Genomic DNA, 21123 nt, shown 5'->3' with positions numbered 1-21123 from the left:
ATGATAAAAATCATAGACATTATTCTCATTCTATATACGCTACAATACTTTTTAGCGATTAAACCCGCATTTTTTGCTTTCCATTATTTATATTGACGTTCTTATACGGATATCAGCGCCTTATGCTATCACCCCAAGACCAACTGACCGAGCTAGTACGTGCCTTAGAGACTGATCAGCACGTCTTTGCCACTGACCCGTTACTGATCACGGAAAAGCTACAGAGTGAGGATGGCACACCTATCCAAAAGCTGCATCGACGGGCCTCACGCATCGATAGCAATGGCGCGCTTGCGCGGGTACTGGGCAAAATAGATGGCCGCATAAAAGGCATCATGATCGTCATGAGTGTGGTGTGGTGCATCTCGGGATTTTTGGGACTGTTCACGCTATTGCAGTCCAATGTGGTGAACTTCTTTTATGTCTTGGTTTGCTTGCTTGGTTTTCATACTATTATGCTTGGTGGCTGGCTGGTGATGACACTCATCAATCGAGACCAGCGAGACCAGCAAGCGCCCAGTTGGTTTGCCAGCTTTGTCAGTCCCAGCTATCTCATACGCGGCAAAGACGATGTGACCAAAGCGGCCGTCGATCTGTATGAGCGCCAATTACAGCATAGCGGTATGCGCTGGTATTTGGGCCGGTTTAGCCATCAGTTATGGCTTGCGACGTTGACTGGCATGCTGCTTGCGATTATATTTTTATTGATTGTGCGTCAGTATAGCTTTAGCTGGGAGTCGACCCTACTCTCTGATCAGGCGCTGGTGAGCTTAACGCAAATACTCGGCTGGCTACCAGGCATGGTTGGTTTTGATGTGCCAGATAGTACAGCGATTGCGCAAAGCAGGTTGGTCACAGAAGCGATGCCATTGTCTGTGGCGCGGCAGTGGGCAGGATTGCTAGTCGGTAGCTTGCTGATGTACGGTATTGTCCCGCGTGCGATAGCGTGGGTATTTTGTGCTTTGATGTTCCGCCGCAAAAAAATGCGCTTGGATATCAAGCAACCGTATTATCAAAAGATCATAAATTTTTGGCAGCGTCAGGTGGTTGATGCAGATGACTTTACGGAAGCACCCGCACCTGTCGCGCCCAAAGCGGCGGTAAGTGCAGGCAAGAAACTGGTCGCCTTGCTTGAATATCCTTCAAATCAGGATAAATGGTGGCAGTCAGGGTTGACTAATGACCGTCATGATTTTTCAGAATCAAGTGAGATTGAGAATTTTGGTATCGTTGATGATCGTGAGGATATGGCACGGCTAAAAAACTACTTAGACGAGCACCCTGTGCAAGTCCTATTAGGTATCCATAGCAAAGCGCTGCCTGACCGCGGTACGCTACGCAAACTTGATCAAATCGCCGCTCATGCAAAAGATGGTCTTATTGTACAGCTGCTTAGTGATGCTGATTTGACACATGAGGATGAACCAGTGGATAAGCAAGCTGTACGCTATCAGCAGTGGCAAACAGCGCTCTCTGCGCGAAAAATTGGCTTGGTAGATATTGATTCTTAAAGTTTTTGAATGCGATACTTAATAAAAATTATTTTTATAAAAAGGACAAAATAAATCAGTAATATAGAAAATAGTTATCTCTTGGGTAACAAGGATGTTTTATAGTGGCTAGGAGCCAAATATGTCAACAGACAACACCCTCTTAACATCAGGTGAGTATGGTCAGATATTGGATAATTACAAAGAGGCGTTAAACCAAAGTATCTTAACCGCTGCACCAGAGTCATGGCAGCCAATGCTGGCAAGTATCTTACCTGCTCACTGGCAAGAATGGCTGTTACCGCTAGCTGGTGGCCCATTTTTCTTATTGTTTTTGGCAGAGTGGTTTTATCAGTCTAAGCGTGGGAAAAATGAAAGCTTTAGCTGGCGCCGTGCGATGACCAATTTTAGCTTGGGCGGCTCTTATCTCGGATTTGAATTGATTGTCCAAGCACTTATTGTGCTGCCTATTTGCCTGTGGCTATATCAATACCGACTGTTCACTATTGAGGTGAAATGGCTGACAGCCATACCCATATTTGTCGCGGTTGAGTTCAGCTATTACTGGTTTCACCGTGCCTCACACCGCATGAATTGGTTTTGGTCAGCGCATGTCGTGCACCATTCAGATGATAAGATGAACCTATCCACTGCCATGCGTCAAAGCTTGCTGTACTCGGTGACAGGCTGGTGGTTATTTTTCGTCCCGCTGATGTTGTTGGGTGTGCATCCTATCTGGGTATTTTTCTTTTATGCGTTAGATTTGATTTATCAGTTCTTTATCCATACCGAGACGGTGGGAAAATTTCCAAAATGGGTTGAGTATATTTTTGACACCCCATCCAACCACCGCGCCCATCATGGTACTAATGACGAATATATTGACCAAAATTATGGCGGCGTTCTTATTATTTTTGATCGCTGGTTTGGCACTTATGTAGAAGAAGACGCCGTCAATAATCCCGTCAAATATGGGGCTGTTGGTGAGACCAGTCACGATAATATTATTGGTCTGATATTTGGGGTGTTTTACCGAATGTGGCAGCGGTTTTTTCGTGCCAAGGGCATTAAGAAAAAAATTAAGGTACTGCTGCGCCCACCTACAGCAATCTCATAGCGTATCATGGATACATAAAATACAGTTTACGATATGGACACTACGCATCCAGAACCAACATACCACCAAATTTGTATTACAATAAATGGCTAAATTTCGATCTTCAATAACAATAAGACGCGACTATGAATAATGACAATAAAAAAGAAAATTACGAGCATCACACGCCTACAGGTCTTTTTGCAGACAAGGCGTTGCCCAGCGACTCAAATAATAACGCCAAGACCTCGCATTCGACAGTGTCAAAAACGGCCGCCCAGTCTAGGGTAACTCATGATAATCAATCCATATCAACTGAATCAGTACCGCCAGCTACAACCACAAAAAACCAAAATGTGACAAAAAAAACCATCGCCAGTGGTGAGGCGCTAAAATTGGCGGTCGTGGGACACACCAATACCGGTAAGACCTCCATATTGCGCACGTTACTGCGTGATGTCTATTTTGGTGAAGTCAAAAATGAAGCGGCGACCACGCGTCACGTCGAGCAAGCCAAACTCACAGATAGCCAAACCGGTGAAGACTTGGTCATACTATATGATACCCCTGGCCTAGAGGACGCTTCAGGGCTGATGGATTGGCTAGAATACAATACGGCCAGTCGCCGTGATGGTATTGAGCGTTTGAAGCAGTTTTTGGCATCAGATATCGCTCAAGGTGCAGATAGCAGTGTTCTAGACAGCTATGATTATAGCCAAGAAGCAAAAGTGATTCGTCAGCTGCTGGCAAGTGATATGGCCATCTATGTGGTAGATGCTCGTGAGCCAGTATTGGGCAAGTATAAAGATGAGCTGGCGATTTTATCGTGGGCAGCCATTCCGGTGATGCCTGTCTTTAACTTTACCGACAGTCAGAATGCCAATATTGATGATTGGCAAACCATGCTGGCTAGACGCAATCTACATATCTCCACACGTTTTGATTCCGTTGCTTTTGAATTTGAAGATGAGATGCATCTTTGGCAAAACCTCGCCACCATGCTCACTCATTCTGAGATGCTCGAGCAATTGATGCAGCGCCGGACTGAAGATTGGGCGCAGTTGTATGATGAGGCCAATATTATTATTGCTGACTTTTTATTGAATGTCGCTTCTTTTGTACGCGAGATCAATGAAGATGACGATCCGATGCCTGTCTTAGCGCAAATGCAAGAAGCGGTGAGGCAAAGTGAGCGTGCGATGCAGCACAATTTACTTAACCTCTATAAGTTTTATGACAATGCCGTTGCAGCAACCCCGCTTGAATTGCAAGCCTATCAGCAAGACCCATTCGACCCTGAGTTACTCAAGAGCTATGGTATCCGTACCACTTCTGGCGCAGCAGCGGGTGCGCTGTTAGGGTTGGGTATTGATGCAGCAGCGCTAGGTACGACATTGGGCTTGGGTGCAGCGATAGGTGGTATCGCAGGCGGGTTACTATCTAACACCAGTAGTATTGCCGATAGGATCACTGGGGTAAAACGCTTATATATCGATCCTGCGACGTTGACATTGCTAGCAACGCGAGCGATCGACTTGCTCACTGCCCTACGCCATCGCGGCCATGCTGCGACTGATGCCACCCAGCTATTATATAAAGGCGAGAAAAGCAGCCTTGAGACATCGTCAGATGATGGTAGTTACCACAATGATAGCAACAGCAATACTGATGAAGATAGCAACCCGATTACCGTATGGCCTGCGAATAAATTACCTAGTGAGCTAAAAAAGGCTCGCGGCAAACCGCAATGGTCATCGCTTAGCAGTGGTAAGTCTGAACAGGCGCAGCTGCTGCGCGCAGATATGGCATGGTCGCTATCGGGTAAGCTGCAATCGTACAAGCGTGAGTCGTAGTTATTTACCGTTCTATCGTTTGCTGCATCTAGCCTAGCAATGTACTCAATGCCTCTGTGCCACGTACGTCTGTTTGCTGCAGATAAATTGGATACAGCGGATATTTAGAAAAATTGTTTTCAATATCCTGCAGCAAATCCTGCTGACGCTCAGCACGGCGGCGCCAAAACTCATCCGACTGCGTTGTTGATATCAACTGATTGACTACTATTGCTGCGGGCGTGAGCTTGCTGTCCTCTAGCTGTTCGATAGCCCGTTTGGTCTCAGCCAACGGCAACACGTCAGCCGTCATAACCAACATAATTGCTGTTTGTGTACGATCATGCAGCAGCAGTCCTGCTTGACGAAACAACTGCTTGCGCTTTTCTAGCACGGATACCGCTTGCTCCCAGCGATCAGGCTTTTTTGCGGCAAACGGATTGGCCACATGGTTCTTTTGAGCGCTATCCGTTTGACTGCTTTTTTGATTGTGACTGTCCAAATGCGTCGCTACTGAGCGCAGCTTGGCTTGCCGTCGTTGCTGAGCAAGCAGTCCATCTGTCCATGCACCCATCATCTCTGGTAGTACTAGCAACCGTAGCGTATGCCCTGTCGGTGCAGTATCAAAGATAATATGCTCATAGCCTGCATCTGCCGCTTCGACTAAATGCTGGCACATGGATTCGAGCATCGCTGCTTCTTGGGCACCGGGTGCTGATTTTGATAGTCTCAGATGCTCACGAATTTTGGGCATCATATCTGGATTGGCATAGGAATTAATCGTACGCTCAACTTGAGAAAAGTGCTCGTCAACGATTACATCAGGATTTAACTCAATGGCATCTAAATAAGGTGATATTGCTGTTTTTGCGTTATTAAGCTGTGTATCCAACACGTCGCCCAAGCTGTGTGCTGGATCGGTTGAGACAATCAGCGTCTTTTGCTGCTGGCTTGCGTAATAACTGGCAAGTGCGGCGGCAGTCGTGGTTTTTCCCACACCGCCCTTACCGCCAATAAATATAATCGGTTGTGCTTTTAGTTGTTCTACTAATGTATGTAGAGGATGTAATGCCATATTTTTATCTCATTTCTTATATTATTTTTATTTTTCAATCATAAATAAACGATTAGCAGCAGCCAACATGGTCAAATGGGCATCTATCCATACCCATGCGCGTGTGCCACTCGTGAAAGTTTTCTAAAAATAACGGCTGTAACTCTAAGGTATAAAAGCTGGCAGGATTATCAATGCCTAAGCTTTCAGCAAACATCAGCAGCATAAAGAAATCTTCTTCATCACGGGCAGCACGTGCCATCGTTTGGCGATAAGGTGCATGATAAAACTCATTGAGTCCTGCCACAAATCGTTGCCACCATGGTTGAGTACTCTCTGGTGGTTGGGCGTTTTCTATATCATTTGATGTGTTTTTATTTTCCATAATTCGCTTATACCCTACTTATTTCTTATTACCTATCATGCCTATGTGATACAAAAAACGCCAGCAATTGCTGCTAGCGTTTTTAAGTTGATAAATATTTAGTATGGTTTAGCGTTTAAATGTCACCGCTTTTGCCTTTGTGTATCGACCATTCTTTGCGTAATACAGACAGACTCTCAAACGTTACTAAGATGGTTGCTATCAAGATAATGATATCCATAATGATAAGCAGCCAATTGCCATCAGTGAAGAAAGTTTTGAGCTGAATAAGTAGTGCAAATACCGTCATGACTAGCAAGAACGACAATGGCGCTAAAGTGTACCAAACTGTTCTGCCTTTACGTAACAAGATAACCGTTACGATCATTAGTGTTAACGCCGCCATTAGCTGATTAGTCGTACCAAATAGTGGCCAGATAATCATACCACCAGCACCATCAATACCGCCCGCGCCGAATGCTAATAGCAAGCAGCTGCCGACAGCAAGCAATGTTGCGACCACGCTTTTATTGAGGACTGGCAGGTTATAAAACTCACCGAACTCTTGGAAAATATAGCGTTGCAGGCGTACACCAGTATCCATAGTGGTACCTGCAAACAAGGCAGCCATGACCGTAAGCATCGTCTGTGATAGTACCATGTCAATGCCAACACCCGCATTTAATATGGTCGCACCACCATCAATGAAGGCACCGATAGAACCGTCGCCAAATTTTTGATAGACCGCTTGCCAATCACCAAGGGTAGCAAAACCTGCGGTTGCTGCTAGAATTGCGCCGAGTGCCAGCATACCTTCACCTAGCGCACCAAAATAACCAACGAAACGCGTGTCTTCTTCTTTATCAATCTGCTTAGACGTCGTCCCTGTCGCAACCAATCCGTGGAATCCTGATATCGCCCCACAAGCAATCGTCACAAACAACAGCGGCATTATTGATGGCGTGCCAACTGGCAGTGCTGTGTTTATTGCTGGCGCGACAATATTTGGCGTGCCGATAAAGATAGCTGCATACAATAAAATCAAACCAACGAACAGCTGCAAACCATTAATATAATCACGAGGTTGCAGCAGCATCCATACGGGCAACAACGAAGCAATCGCCGCATAGGCGAATAAAATAAGAATCCATACAGCGTTATCAGGTAAGCCCATTACGGTCTCAGGTAACACAATCGGGAACATAGGGCCAAGATAGATCAGCCCATATAAAGCGCTTACCCCGAGAATAGATACCCAAACCAAATTCATCTTGTAGCGATAAATACACTGACCGATGATAAAGGCAACCACTAAGGCGCCCCAAACAGGCAGTACAGCAGATGGCGTTTTGATCATCATATTAGCGATAGCAACACCAAACACCGCGTTGACCATCAATAGTAATAAGAAAATCACAACCATCATCAAACTGCGGACACGTGTGCCCATGACTGTACCCGCAATAGAGCCAATTGACTGTCCCCTATTGCGCATACTTGCCCAAATGGCCGACATATCATGTACACCAGCCATAAAAATCGTACCGAGCACCACCCAAATGATGGCAGGTACCCAGCCCCAAATAACCGCAATTGCGGGACCGATAATCGGTGCAGCGCCTGCCACCGAGGTAAAATGGTGCCCCCATAGTACATATTTATTGGTAGGAACATAATCGACCCCATCTTTCATCGTATGCGCTGGCGTGGGGCGACTGTTATCCAATGCTAAAACTTTAGTAGCAATGAATTTTGAGTAAAACACGTAGCCACAAAGCATAGCAGCAACGCCGAATATCAGTACAATAGCACTATTCATCTTATCTCTCCCTAGACAAGTAGTAGGTAGTCTTATAAGTTCAAGCTTTTTAAATCAAAATATAAAAAATATGCTAAATTAGTGTGCAGCGAGTCATTCATATAAACCGACCCGTCACCGAATAAATTGTAAAAATCATGTGTGATAAATATTAGCCAACAAATTTTCACATTGTACAATTAAGGTGCGTCACTAAGTAGCATATAGCGTGGTGAGTCTTTGTTTCAAATTCCGGTTAAATGGTAACCGATTTCACGGCAAATGTAACGCAAGTAAGACATGAAAAACAACAAATAAAGGAAGCATAATGGCACATTATTTTGGTTTCGTACCTTCAGATAAATTAAAAGTATTAATCAGCGAGGCCGAACAAGTCGTTGCTTCAAATGAGCAAGTAGAATATTACCCTTACCGAGACGCGCTCACTCATCAGACTGCACGAGATCTAACGGACAATTTGTTAGTCGGTTTGGTTGAGATTATTCCAAATCCTGAGCGTCAAGCGGCCATGCGCAAGATTGTTGCCACCATTGAACGTGCCACAGATACCCTACTCAATATCTTGTTAGGTAAAGAAAATAACGAAGATGTGCTGCCAAGCTTTCACTTTCTAAAAGATCAGGCAACTTTTATTGATAATGAAGGCGTAAAACGTATTGGCTTTAAGTTGTCAGAAGCAGATGCTAGAACTATCGTTGAAGGCTTTGCTGCTATCACACCAGAGCACGTAGATAGAGCCAAGTTTAAAACAGCGCTCGAAACCATGAATGACGCGACATTAACCCACTTCGTCAGCCGCTACGCTGAAACGTTAAAATTAGGTATGATCAAACGCAAATCAGTGCCAGTTGCCAAATCTGCGATTGATAAAGGAATGAATATGGCGCTTAACAAGCTACTACCTGATCTACCAAATGACTCTCTCAATCGTTTGGCGAATTATTACCGTCCATTTATCATTGAAAAACCAGAGTAATTGCTAAATTTTGATCAAATGGTCATATAACATTGGGAAAATTTACCAAAACTTGTTAAAATACTTGGCATTTTTCACCAAAGGTGCGCCCGATGACCCAAATCAGCAATCAAGAAATCGAAAAAACATTACGTAACTCAGAGTGCCTGATCAGCAGCATTGAAGTTGCTGCCGCTTATGAGCGCTTGGCCGCTCAGCTTAACCTACACTACGCTGGTTTGAACCCAATTGTGATGGTTGTTATGAACGGTGGATTAATTCCCGCTGGTCAATTATTGACGCATCTGACATTCTATCATCGTATGCATTATATCCATGCGACACGCTATCGTGACAACGAAGGTACTGACGATCTTGATTGGAAATTCAAGCCTGATGTGAGTATCGAAGGCGAGCATGTCTTGTTGATTGATGATATTTTTGATGAAGGCATTACTCTAAAGGCTGTTGTCGAAGAGCTAAATAAAGAAAAACCATTATCTCTCGAGTCTTGTGTGCTGCTAAACAAGCAGCATGACCGCAAAGTTGCCGATTTTGATGTTGATTTCGTTGGTATTAATGTCGCAGATCGTTATGTCTATGGCTGTGGTATGGACTTCCATGGTTACTTGCGTCACCTGCCAGGTATCTATGCTATCAAAGAAGATAAGGTTTAAGTCTTACCTCTAAGTGACTAACAATATCTAAGTTCAAAAAAAGCATCCAATTTGGATGCTTTTTTTGAACTTAGAATGATAATCATAAGTACTCAAACTGTAGGGACAAACCGGTATGTCTTTCGGTCGGTGTTTGGACAGCTTTCTCAAAAGCGTGTTTCGTACTGTATATCGTCACTTGTTTTTTGGCACGAGTCACCGCTGTATAAATAAGCTCCTTGCTTAATAATCTTGCATGACTATCATCAAACGTAATTGCGACATGATCAAATTCAGATCCCTGCGACTTATGAATCGTCATAGCGTATGCAGTAGCAACTACCTCCTCGTTGAGTAGATTGACCGCAATCCCTTGGGTCTTATTTTCAAAAAATACTTCCAATTGATTTCGTTCATCTGATGTCTGTAAGCAAAAACCAATATCACCATTAAATAACCCTAATTCATAGTTATTCTGCAAAATCATAATAGGGCGACCGTGGAACCATGCGTTTTGACCCAGTGGGAGCTTTAGTTCAGTGAGATGCCATTGGGTGAGATAATTATTGATGTAATGATCGCCCCACTCACCATTGTGACCAGCAGTTAATATTCTGAACTCACTAAATATTTCCATCAATGATGCAATAGTGTTTTTTATTGATTCTGGCATAGATTTTTCTATTGGATTTCTTAGTAAATTTTTAACTATTTCTATATATGGTTGATAAATTTGGGAGATCTTTAAGATATTTTTTTCATTGCTTAGGCTATTTTTTATTTGATTGCTTGGTACAGAGTCTACTTGCAACGTATTCACGTATTGGAAACTCAAGGCATCGTCTTGCCTTAATAATTGCCAAATAGTTTGAAGATTTGTCTCTGCTCTATTGATTTGGATAGCCAGCTTGCCAATACCTGAGTCCGCGCCAAATCGGCGACTCTCAGTCAGCTCTGCATGAATGGATTGTAGCAATGGTATGCAGCATAAATCCGCCAATACCGCCCCTGCATCGACTGCTGCCAACTGGTTAGCATCACCTAACAGTATGAGCCTTGCGCCTGGTTTCACTGCACTCACCAAGTAATTAGCCAACTCAACCCCTAGCATCGACGCTTCATCAACAATGATAATATCTTCGCCAAGTGGATTATCGGCATTGTAACGAGGTCTGCCCGTCCGCCCAATACCTAGCAAACGGTGAATGGTTTTGGCTTCTTGCAGCTGCAAATTAATGCCCGCTGTATCCAAAGCAGCTTGTAAAGACTCTTGCATACGCTGTGCAGCCTTACCAGTAGGCGCTGCTAGTGCGAGACTCGCACTATCCGTACTAAATCTAATATTTTCAGAACCCTCTCCTCCACTCTCTGTCGCTTGTTGCAGTGCAATAACTAACTGAGCAACGGTGTATGTTTTACCTGTCCCTGGACCACCGGTAATGATACTAAACGCGTTGTTATTAGCGACATTAATTGCTTTTATTTGATTTTCGTGAAGGCTTTCAGGTATTGTTATTGGTAAAGGCTTTACTTTTTGATTCAAGATATTGTTAATATTTTTTGCCAAATTAAATTCGGCCTGCCATGCGCGATGTAGCCAAAAAGTAATAGATTCTTTTGAATTTTGGCTGTTAGTTATGTCGTAAATGATAGGTTGGTTATTATTGCTTAGGCTATTTTCTTCATTGTTACTATTAGTGTTAGCCTTAACCTCAGCAAACAAAGCATGCTTATTAACTAGATTTATGAAAAAATTAAAGTCGGTATTTTTTAGTAGCTGAAATACCTTGGCAATTGTATCAAAACGCTTGGTTAGCATGTCCTTTTCATGATTACTCAGCGCCAACTGTATCCATAGCTGATTCCGCTTATCAAATAATGTGCTTAGCAATGTAAATATCGACGTTTCGGCGGTAGATTGATCTTCTGGTTGAGTATTTGATTTGGTATCTATGAGCGCAAAGATTGGCATTGCTAGCACCTCTAATAACTGTTGCTGCCAAGTGTATAATGTGACTGACTCATTATTGATTTCACCTTGCAATACCTCTTCATGCTCAGAGGACTTAATGGTCAGTACGGTATGGCCCTCTTCTAAATGCGTCGCTAACATCATGAACAATGCGTTAAATAAATAATCGTCTTCTTTCTTATCAGCTTGTTTGCTCTCATTATTCGCTTTTGCATACGTTGCGTCGTACGCTATACGCGTTTGCTCACGGCGTAGCAAAATATAATCACTGATATTACTGGCCCAGCTTTCTTGTAAGCCCATTGCTGCACTGCTTTTATTATTATTGCTCATGATATATTTGTCTCTATTTTGACCTGTTTGATCTTTTTAGAATCTTTGATTAATGATAGTCGTTAGGTATGATCTACTAATCAGGTACACCAAATAGCGCATCTAAACCTTTGATAAAATCGATTGGTATATCCCACGTCACAAGTCCATAACGGCCGTTATGTGGTGATTCGCTCGTCTTAATAGCCTCTTGTGATACGGTAGCAGTTGCTTGAGCGTCGGGGCTATATACCCCTCTTAGAAAGACATATTCTACCGCCCCTAAATACCTAGACTCATTGCCTACATAATCAGCAATTCTCATCGAAAGGAATCGATGCAAAGCTACTTGATAAATTGCTGCTTGTAGCCAGTAGCCTGCTTTTGTCATAGCCTTTCTGAGTGTATTTTCATTGTAATCGCTTAGGCTATTTCCTAAAAAATTACTCTTATAATCGACCACATAGTACTTGCCAGCATACTCATAAACCAAATCAATCTCACCACGCAAGTAACGATACAAGTGCGTTCTATTTTGCGGTACAAGATTGACATGCTTGTCTGTCTCATCAGGTAGATACTGTTGAAATAACTGACTGATATCCTCTGCTTTAAAGCGCTCTGACAGCCCCATATTGAACTCTAATTCAGCAAAGCGTTGCTCTTCGTTGAGAGAATAAAGTGGCTGATTGGACGCTAGCAGCGGAGTACGCAGCACTTCTTCAATCCAAGCAATCAAGGCCTCATGCTTTGTCGTATCTATTGCATCAGCGTTAAATGAGACAGAACTCTCTTCTCGGTTACCTTGTGCTCTACGGCTTTGGTGTTCAGCACTGCTATACATCAGCGGTAATTGATAACTACTGACCGCTCTATCGATCACCCCAGACCACTGGGATTTATTAGTGAAATCGATTTTTTCAAATATCTCATGTAAAAACGTACCTGCATTAGCACCTTTTACAAAGGTAAAGCGAATATCCTCTTCTGACTTGAGACTTAGCTCATCAATTTTTTCGAGAGACGTATTACTATCAAGGCTACTATTAGGATAAGGCTCTAACGACATTGCAGCGTCTGCCATATCAATGTCTATCGCATCATCAATACGCTCATCAACAACAGCCATTGCTTGTGTTGATTCGTCTAGCTGACGAGCCAAAGCTGTAAAGCTGGTCTTAGCCCAACCATAAAAATAACTCGTTTTCATGACCTCAGCAAAAGGAACATACTCAATCGCTTGTGTCGTGGGTTCGATGGTAAGTTTGGTATCTGTTGACGTTACTGTCTTAGTATAGTGACTATTATAGAACTCATTAATATTATGACCTCTAAGCATACCTATCGTGCCTTTTAGCCTATCAGGTAATTCAAACTTTGCGTCTGGAGAATCAAACCAATAAAATACCGGTTTTAGCTCAAATCCTGTTTTGTTGCTTGGATCTCGCAGCACGATATAAAGCTGCTCGCTAGCCCGCGTAAATGCCACATAACCAAGTCGGCGCAGCTCATCAAAGCCTTCTTTTGTTTCGATATCAGTATAATAGTCCTCTACCGTAGCAGAGCCTTGCAATGGTGAGAAGCGGCGCTGATTACCTATAAATTGATCCTTTGCTGATTGCTGCACTAACGCTGAAGGTGCTTGCTGAGCATTATATAGATACAGACCATACTTCTCATTATTACCTGATTTCCTACTGGCATCTCCCATACCCAGTACATAGACTATCGGAAACTCAAGCCCTTTTGATTTATGAATGGTCATGAGCTGCACGCCAGACTCTGTGGGTAGCGGATACTGCTTCGCCCAATCGCTGTTGGGTGCAGCCTCTATGTGCTGCCTAAACCAAGCTAATAGCTCATGCTCACCCATGCCTAGGCCATACTGCGCCAACACATCCATGATATGACGCAAATCCATGATATGTCGATCGCCATCTGGATGAGCGGCTAGTGCTTGCCAAACGCCTTGTGTCTGTATGGGGCTTTTATCTAGTAAGTAATGTAGCGCCGACAAAACACCAAAATGCTGCCAGCGCTGTGCCCCTTCCTTTAGATACGTAATAAAATCTTGATAGCTCTTTTTATGTTCTGTATTTTGAACATCGCTACTATTTAGATTGATACTATTAAGTCTATCGTCACTCTCAGCCACGCCTGACTCATGATCCGTCATCATGGCTTTGATATCGTTGATACTTAGGCCATATAGATGACTGGTTAAGACCCGATTAATCATGTCATGACGATACGGATAGAGCATGGCGCTCAGTAGCGCTGCGACATCTTCTGCCATAATCGTCTCGAAGATACTGACGTCACTGGTGGTCAGGGTTGGGACGCCTAGTTTGACCAACTCGTCTTCAACCTGCTTTAAATCTTTTTTGGTACGTGCCAACACTCCAATATCACTAGGCTGAATCGGCCTATCTTTTAATGTCTGACCACTACTGAGCAAGCTAGCAATATGACGAGCGGTGATTTCATACTCATCATAATCAAGCTCACCATCTTTACCATTAGGCAGGTGCAAGATGCTCACCGGCTGAGCAGAAAGCACTTCCGTCACCAAGCTACTATCTTTTGCGTCTGAATCCCTAAACCAAGATAGTTTACTCTTGGCTTCCTCACCTTCTTTTTCTTTCCTAGCTTTCGTATGCTGGTAATAAATATCACTGCCCAACTGTGCCAGCTTGTTGTCAGCAGTCGTTGCTGTCGGCATACCAAACCAGCAGTTTAGTGCATGAATCACCCCTGCATTTGAGCGACGGTTGGTGTTGAGCGTCCAAATGGTACTTTTGTCAAACTGCCCTTTCATATAATTATAGTTGGTCACGTCACCGCCACGGAACCCATAGATCGCCTGCTTTGGGTCACCAACCAGTAGCAAAAACTCATGGCTGGATTTTTTGGTAGTGGATTGCTTGTCATTATCCGACTGTTTACGTTTACGCTTTGGCAAATAGATACTTTCGATCATAATGGCTTGCTCGCCATTGATATCTTGCGACTCATCAATTAATGCAATGGGGTAATGGTGACGTATATAACGTGCTAGCTTATCGCCTTGCCGACCTGTTAGTGCTTGGTTTAAGCGCACCATCTGCAGACTAAAGGTGGTCTCCCCTCGCTCCTCTAAAATCACTGGCAGTCTATTGCGTACCGCAAGCACGATATGACGGTTGAGGTTGGCTAAAATCAATAAAATATACTGATTTAACCTTTCGATCATATCCAAGAGCGCCATTAATGTACTAATGGTCTCTAACTCAAAAAGGGTCTGGTGCTCTTTCTCCCTATTCTTATTAAAGTTTTTAATTTTGCCATCTTCATTTGGATATCTGGCATCCTGCAAAGACGTCAATATCTTGTTTTCACGCTCATTCAAGTAGCTGCTAAATGTCAGCTGATATTGGACTACTTTTTGATGAACATCGACAAGAGCATCAAAATGATTGGTTAAATTAGAGTTTCCACGAAACCCTTGAGATTTTCTATAATCGGGGTTTAGATAGGGCTGAATATCTGCCAAATCTAACTGGGCAAACTCATCAATCAATTTCTCATACGCATCAAAATCAAATCCTTGCTCTAGTTTTATCTCATCAATCGGCGCAGAAATAAAATTCAGCGAGCGAGAAACAAAATTTTTATGATCACCTACTGCTGTCAGCTTACCTTGCTGATCCATAAGCGCATACAGTTTGGGCTGCTCATGATACAAACGGCTTTGAAACTGACGCAGCTCATCATGGATAATACTATCGGTAACCTGCTCGATACTACTGTCTTCTATAATCGCCATGCCTTGCTGATGACCGGTTTCACTACTGTACTCGGTCAGCCACTTTTGCGCCAAGCTATCGAGCGTCCCGACAAACAGCTTATCCAACGTGGTTAACACTAATGCAGTACGCCGGATCGCCTCCGCCATCGGATAGCTATACACATGATCTAATAGATAACCGACTAAATGTAGGTTAATGGGATCGTCCATAATAGCGTTTAAGCGTGCATGTTTGGCTTGCTCTTTTAACCAATCTTCACGCGCTTTTTTGACTTGCGCGCGCTTTTCTCGAGCCACCTGCTGAGCATGTTTATGGTCATGGTCAATATCTTGATTAAACTCATCAGCCTCTGTTTTAGCATTTGATTCGATACTTGAGTCGTTGCTTGTTGGCTTATCCTTGTTATTCTTGTTATCGCCCCTATCAGGCAGTACCTGCAATATATTGGGATATAAGTTATCTTTGTTCTTGGTATCTGCACTCAGGTTATTGACCCATTGTAATAGCTGATAAAACTCTACCAAACGATCATGGATACGCTGACGCATCTCGGCAGCGGCGGCTCGAGTAAAGGTGGTGGCAATGATTTGCTCTGGCGCACGCCTCGCTTCAATCAGGAGACGCAGCACAATGCCTGTCAGCGTCCACGTTTTGCCTGTACCTGCTGAGGCTTCGATAAGATGCCTTCCCGTTAATGCAACAGCAACCGCCGGTGTTACTTCTTCTTTTTCCTCAACTATAGCCCCTGAGTCACCCGAAACATCTGGATGATCGTCAGATAAATTTGGTTGTACAGTAGGTTCGATAATGTCGGTTGTGTCAGTAAAATCTGTCATATAAGCGCATACTTTTAATTATTATCTATAAAATCTAGAGGATAAAAAGAAAACTAAAAACAACTGCTATATAGTCAATCAATATTAAAAGTGGTACAAGGCAGACGAGTACAAGCACTACAGTAGTAGGCTAAACGAGTCTAACGCTGTAACACTTTAATAGTGGTTCGACTATAGCTAATTGTCTAACCCATCTAATGCGGTAAACATCGGCCTATACAGTGGTTGCGCCAAGGTGGTCAACGCTGCTGATAAGGCTCTAAAGGCATCTTGGTCACGCAGTACATATTGCCAAATAGCATGCTGAGAGCAAGTATCGTATACCGTGTCTGAGTTATAATTAGGTCTTAGCCAATCTGAGAAGTCTGCCCGTTTTGGCCAATAATTGCTATTTTCATTATCATCTGCTTGCGATTTTGAGCACTTAGCCAGATAATTGAGCGCATACTCAGGCAGTAATGTGATGGGGGTTTGACCCGATAGATTGCCAAAAATCGCCCATTTCATCAGTTCTATCACTGCATCTTCATAGACGATTGGGCTTAGCTTAAATGCGATGACATTTTTGTAGGCATCTACTTTTGAGCTGGATTTATTAAAGCGCCAAATACTCACGCCATCATTTGCTGCCACTTGCTCAGCCGTGGTGCATCTGGCTACTTGCCAGTATAGATGGGACAACCAAAACTTAAGGAGATGTTTTGGACTGGCAGAATTAGGCAGTATATTTAACCATTGCTTAGGTGATTGCTCGGCATAGGTCATGCCTGCCTGAATATGAGCGTTTTTATCATCGTTATCTGATGATACTGATATTGGTGATAGCCTTGGCGTTAACAGCGGCACTAGGCCTTTTATTTTGATAGATTTGGGTAGGATTTTTAGCCATGCGTCTGTGTCTATTTGACTGTTTGCGTCGCTATTTACACGATTAAGTATAGCTGCCAGCTCTATCTGAACGGGGTGCTCTGCGGTGGGTGTCAGTAAATGCAAAGCTGGCATGTCCTCTGTTCTACCTGCATTAGGTACGACACATTCACCAAAACCATTAGTGATCAACTGCTCTTCAAACTCTAGGCACTGCTGCTGTAATTGTTGTTGCTGATTGGGCAACGTGGTTTGGCGTGCTACCCCTGCTGGTATGATTTTTTGATACATCAACGTTGAGCTATCTTGCTGGACCGTATTGTCAGTACGCTTATCGGCGGCCAGCCCTTTAATCAAATGATCTTTAATCTGATAAGTTGTCAGGTGATCCAAAAACAATGGCTCTTGATGCGTCATCGCTTCCTCACCTTGTACCACATGCACTTTTTGAGACCGTAAAAACGCTTTGGCAGGATGGCGCACTTGATACACCAGCATACCCTCAATATCTATCTCGCCAATATTAAATACGGTATCACGCACCATTCGGGTGAGCGCCTGAGTCCTATCGTTCATATCATTAGCAGCAGTAGTATCGAGTCCCAGCATATTGGCTAATGTAGACACGATTTGATGATTTATGTTCCCCAGTCCACCCAAGCGATGACCCAGCATTTGAGCAATGGCTTCGTACTGTGTTTTTGTGGGTAAGTCAATCAGTTGTGGAAGCTCGCTAGCTCTTCTTTTCTGTAGTGTCTCAAAAACAGCCTGCCATAGCGGCGCCGGAGGAAATTGTTTTTTCTGAGCCAGCTTGGTTTTGCGCATGGCTTTATTTAGCAACCTATCTAGCTCATCGGCTACAGCAGTATCAGGGTTACTATCGCTAACATCATCAGACGTATTGCTAGGATCAACATTGATATTGGACGTATCAGCCTTTTGCTCAGAAGCTCCTTCAATATCTGCTTCAAACAAGCTCTTGTGAAAAGGTAGTGCTGGATGCTCAGTGACCAGCCATTGCTTTATGAGCTTTGGTAAATAACGCTTAAGGCTTTCTGCCGTTGAATCAATACTTTCAGGCAAAGTATCAAGCGAGTTGACCTGCCACTGCACCTCACCTTGCAAAAACTGTAATAATTCACTCACAGGATTCGCTGGCAGATGCTCGTGAGTGTCAGTCAAGCTTTGACCATTGTAGAATATCCAGCATGCACTACGCGCACATAGTAGCGCATCCAAAAATGCCCCATTATCATCGTCCTCGCTGACTCTATCACCGCGCCGTGAATTGGTCGCTTTCATCAAATCATATCGGTTGTCTCGGTCGCGTCCAGGAAACTCAGAGAGATCCATATTGAGCATGACCACCAGCTCAAAAGGGACGTTCCGTAGTGCACCAAATCGACCAAAAGTAATCACGCCTGTCGGCTCAGCACTGACTTGCTGGCTTTCAAGCTCAGCTTCGATACTGTCTAGCATAAAGCTCAGCTTGAGCGGTAATTGCTCGACCCCTGCCAGCCTTTGCTCCACCTCTACCCTACTGCTATCACCACTAGAATATTGTCTATAATGACGATTGGCACGTAAGCTTGATTTAAAGCCATTCATCGCATTATAAATAGCGCGCATCGTACGCGTTTGATCGACATCGCCAAAGTATCGATGAATCACTTGGGTCTCAATCTGATCTAGCCAATCTTCCGCTTTCATTTTTTGTGTATGGTCATCACGTCGTGCCACCAGACCAGTATAAATACGGCAAAGCGCTTCTACAATCATGGCGTCATTTAGACTCACTTGCGCGAGTGGTAAGCTCATCTCAGGTACAGCTGTACTTGGCCATTCATCTTCATGCAAAGGGTATAAACAATCACTCAGACCCGCCTCTGGCATAATTAATCCCAAAGTCAGTCTGTCTAACGCTTGTGCGAAGCTAAAGCGATAATCATAGTCGTTGACGTCTAGGGTCTGCTTTAGATGCAGCTCATCAAACCCGCGGATAAATCCAGCTTCCACCAACAAATCACAACCACGGCTCATTTGCTCATGGGTCAACCCAAAACTCTCAAATAAGGGTGGCAGCATCAGCCAGTCCAACACCTCAGCCGCTTCAAAACGAGCGCTATGACTGCCAAGCAGCTTATAAAACCCAATAATCGCTTCCCATAACTGGCGAATATCAGCATCGACAACACCAGTCACCTTCGCAGGCAAGGTCAGGCCATCTTGTCCCCTACCATTGACGAAAATAGAGCTAATTAGCGCATGATGACGCTCAACATCAGGTAGCAACACCACAATGTCTGATATATGGCGTTTTTTCTCACCAGATTTGATGGGCTCATTGAGCCAGCGTCCAATCATAATGCGCAGTACTTCAAGTTGGCGCTGTAAATTATGACAAGAATGAATGCTTAGGCTATTATCTTGAGAAGAGATAGCCCAAAAACGGTCTTTTTCAAAGCGCTTATTCTCTAGTACCTCATCGTCGTACCATGACGTTTCTTGCTCAAAGTCCAATGCTATCTGATTGCTAACAGCTTCTGAAACTTTTGCGGCTGTTGCTTGTTGGGTTGATTGCTCGTCAAGCATCAACACATCGTTTTGCAAACGGTGCAATAAACTTGGGCCGTTTTCTACTGCTTGCAACCTATCATCATCACTGTTACTGGCACTGCCATCGATGACGCTACCAGTTTCATCATCAAACCTATCACTAAAGTTATCTTGCCACTCCACCAGCGCCTCTTGGTATTGCTCATTACCTGACAAATTGGCCAACATGGCAAAAGTATCACGAGACTGCTTGCCTAAACGCGACAGCAAACTGTGCCCGTAATCACGTAAAAACACGCTTTGGGGATTAATAATCTGCTGACGCTGTAGCCACGCTTTATCAACAATATCTGCCCAAAATAACTTTGAGGGATTGTAGTGTAGTAACGTGATGTCCATATATTTTGACAAGCGCTGCAAAAAATCAAGCTCAGTCTGTGGCAATTGCTGAATGGTAAAAATACGCAATACTTTGGGCAACTGCTCACGTTCATTTGCTTTGTTATCTTTTAAGGCTGACCAAAAAGTATTCTCAATGGCCACGCGGTGCTGATGTACATCCGCAAATAGATGCGACCACAAAAAGCGCTGCGCAATCTCAAGCTCTACATAGTGCGCCACTAACCATTCAGGCGTACCGCGTGCATACTGATCAAACCGTAGGGACAACGCATCTTTATCTGCGATCAGCTTGTCTACATCAAGTGGCTTGTTATCCGACCATAGCGCCAGCCAGTCCTCACGATGAGTCAAGTAACGGTTAAACACCCTTGCCAAGTCACTTGCCAGCTGCCAAATGCGCGCGTCTTGTTGCGCCTTATCTTGCTCGACCCCTTCTTGCGGCTCGTCAATCAAAGATGCCAACAATGGGTTCACAGGATGCGTGTCATCATTGACAATCAACGCTTGATAGTAAGTTAGGTAGCCGAACAGGCGCCACTGCATCACCGTTGGCGACAGCACGGCAACTTCAGGTACATTCAAGGTTGCTGCTTCAGGATTAACCTCTAACAAATAGGCATTATGGCGAGTTAGCACATCCTGCATGAGTGTCCACTGATACTGACCCCAAAATTTGGTACGTACCAATGTACTGATACCAGCACGGCTAGCAATGGTTTTATCCAACCAGTCGCCCAATACCATTGACGGTACAATAACAATAAAAGGTTCAAAAATGTTCTGACTCTTTGACTGATATTGCACCAGTAGCTGGTCAACGAGATTTTCGGTACGATGTGACTGAATGATAGTAAACATAGACAATAATCTGATTAGAATAAGCGTAAGCGTAAGCGCTGAGGGCTACTGTTGGTTACAGCTAACCTGTCAATCACTACGCTTGTAATAAAAGTGCCACAGAAAGTAGCAATGAAGCCTGAATTGATACTCATCAATACATCTTTGGCAGTCGTCACTGTAATGCATTTCTGCTAGCATTATATGATGTACAATACGCTTTTATAAGCCACGTATATGCTCTGTCAGTGTGCCACTGATATTCGATGTTTACCAGTATAGATATC

At 43.7% G+C, this 21123-nt stretch carries 11 protein-coding genes; 5 read left to right on the top strand and 6 right to left on the bottom strand.

What is annotated here, in order from left to right:
* Positions 1–122: 122 nt before the first annotated feature.
* The 3 genes from HL061_RS01295 to HL061_RS01285 all read left to right on the top strand — a co-directional run bounded on the left by HL061_RS01295 (position 123) and on the right by HL061_RS01285 (position 4439).
* Entirely contained in the window at positions 123–1511 is a 1389-nt protein-coding gene (locus HL061_RS01295; protein WP_071001547.1) for a DUF2868 domain-containing protein, read from the top strand.
* Positions 1512–1632: 121 nt separating this feature from the next.
* Complete coding sequence (locus tag HL061_RS01290) at positions 1633–2607, top strand: sterol desaturase family protein (protein WP_083328810.1); 975 nt, start codon at positions 1633–1635, stop codon at positions 2605–2607.
* A gap of 125 nt (positions 2608–2732) precedes the next feature.
* A complete protein-coding gene (locus tag HL061_RS01285; RefSeq protein ID WP_071001546.1) occupies positions 2733–4439 on the top strand; it encodes a DUF3482 domain-containing protein in 1707 nt (568 codons plus the stop codon).
* 28 nt (positions 4440–4467) lie between these two features.
* Here the strand turns inward: HL061_RS01285 and HL061_RS01280 are convergent, their stop codons facing one another.
* The 3 genes from HL061_RS01280 to HL061_RS01270 all read right to left on the bottom strand — a co-directional run bounded on the left by HL061_RS01280 (position 4468) and on the right by HL061_RS01270 (position 7655).
* Positions 4468–5493, bottom strand: a complete 1026-nt coding sequence (locus tag HL061_RS01280; protein WP_071001545.1) for an ArsA family ATPase — start codon at positions 5491–5493, stop codon at positions 4468–4470.
* A gap of 52 nt (positions 5494–5545) precedes the next feature.
* On the bottom strand, positions 5546–5857 hold the full coding sequence (locus HL061_RS01275) for a cory-CC-star protein (RefSeq protein ID WP_093070887.1): 312 nt from the start codon (positions 5855–5857) through the stop codon (positions 5546–5548).
* A 115-nt stretch (positions 5858–5972) separates the two neighbouring features.
* Complete coding sequence (locus HL061_RS01270; RefSeq protein WP_071001544.1) at positions 5973–7655, bottom strand: carbon starvation protein A; 1683 nt, start codon at positions 7653–7655, stop codon at positions 5973–5975.
* Positions 7656–7962: 307 nt separating this feature from the next.
* Between HL061_RS01270 and HL061_RS01265 the strand changes: the two genes are divergently transcribed.
* Positions 7963–8631, top strand: a complete 669-nt coding sequence (locus HL061_RS01265; RefSeq protein WP_071001543.1) for a hypothetical protein — start codon at positions 7963–7965, stop codon at positions 8629–8631.
* A gap of 92 nt (positions 8632–8723) precedes the next feature.
* Positions 8724–9287 carry a hypoxanthine-guanine phosphoribosyltransferase gene (locus HL061_RS01260; protein ID WP_071001542.1) on the top strand — a complete coding sequence of 188 codons (564 nt, stop codon included), beginning with the start codon at positions 8724–8726 and terminating at the stop codon, positions 9285–9287.
* Between the two features lie 82 nt (positions 9288–9369).
* Here HL061_RS01260 and recD read toward each other — a convergent pair whose 3' ends face one another.
* The 3 genes from recD to HL061_RS01245 all read right to left on the bottom strand — a co-directional run bounded on the left by recD (position 9370) and on the right by HL061_RS01245 (position 20857).
* Positions 9370–11574, bottom strand: a complete 2205-nt coding sequence (gene recD / locus HL061_RS01255; protein WP_071001541.1) for an exodeoxyribonuclease V subunit alpha — start codon at positions 11572–11574, stop codon at positions 9370–9372.
* A 73-nt stretch (positions 11575–11647) separates the two neighbouring features.
* On the bottom strand, positions 11648–16174 hold the full coding sequence (locus HL061_RS01250) for a UvrD-helicase domain-containing protein (RefSeq protein ID WP_252962424.1): 4527 nt from the start codon (positions 16172–16174) through the stop codon (positions 11648–11650).
* Between the two features lie 177 nt (positions 16175–16351).
* Positions 16352–20857 (bottom strand): exodeoxyribonuclease V subunit gamma, encoded by a 4506-nt coding sequence (locus HL061_RS01245; RefSeq protein WP_071001539.1) that lies wholly within the window; start codon positions 20855–20857, stop codon positions 16352–16354.
* Between the last annotated feature and the right edge of the window lie 266 nt (positions 20858–21123).

This window comes from Psychrobacter sp. PSP (assembly GCF_024085615.1).
Lineage (GTDB): Bacteria > Pseudomonadota > Gammaproteobacteria > Pseudomonadales > Moraxellaceae > Psychrobacter > Psychrobacter pacificensis.
This window is presented reverse-complemented; position numbering and strand designations above follow the sequence as displayed.

Coding starts and splice junctions, on each gene's coding strand:
- HL061_RS01295 (WP_071001547.1), top strand. CDS start 123: ATGCTATCACCCCAAGACCAACTGACCGAGCTAGTACGTGCCTTAGAG.
- HL061_RS01290 (WP_083328810.1), top strand. CDS start 1,633: ATGTCAACAGACAACACCCTCTTAACATCAGGTGAGTATGGTCAGATA.
- HL061_RS01260 (WP_071001542.1), top strand. CDS start 8,724: ATGACCCAAATCAGCAATCAAGAAATCGAAAAAACATTACGTAACTCA.
- HL061_RS01285 (WP_071001546.1), top strand. CDS start 2,733: ATGAATAATGACAATAAAAAAGAAAATTACGAGCATCACACGCCTACA.
- HL061_RS01250 (WP_252962424.1), bottom strand. CDS start 16,174: ATGACAGATTTTACTGACACAACCGACATTATCGAACCTACTGTACAA.
- HL061_RS01280 (WP_071001545.1), bottom strand. CDS start 5,493: ATGGCATTACATCCTCTACATACATTAGTAGAACAACTAAAAGCACAA.
- HL061_RS01265 (WP_071001543.1), top strand. CDS start 7,963: ATGGCACATTATTTTGGTTTCGTACCTTCAGATAAATTAAAAGTATTA.
- HL061_RS01275 (WP_093070887.1), bottom strand. CDS start 5,857: ATGGAAAATAAAAACACATCAAATGATATAGAAAACGCCCAACCACCA.
- HL061_RS01270 (WP_071001544.1), bottom strand. CDS start 7,655: ATGAATAGTGCTATTGTACTGATATTCGGCGTTGCTGCTATGCTTTGT.
- HL061_RS01245 (WP_071001539.1), bottom strand. CDS start 20,857: ATGTTTACTATCATTCAGTCACATCGTACCGAAAATCTCGTTGACCAG.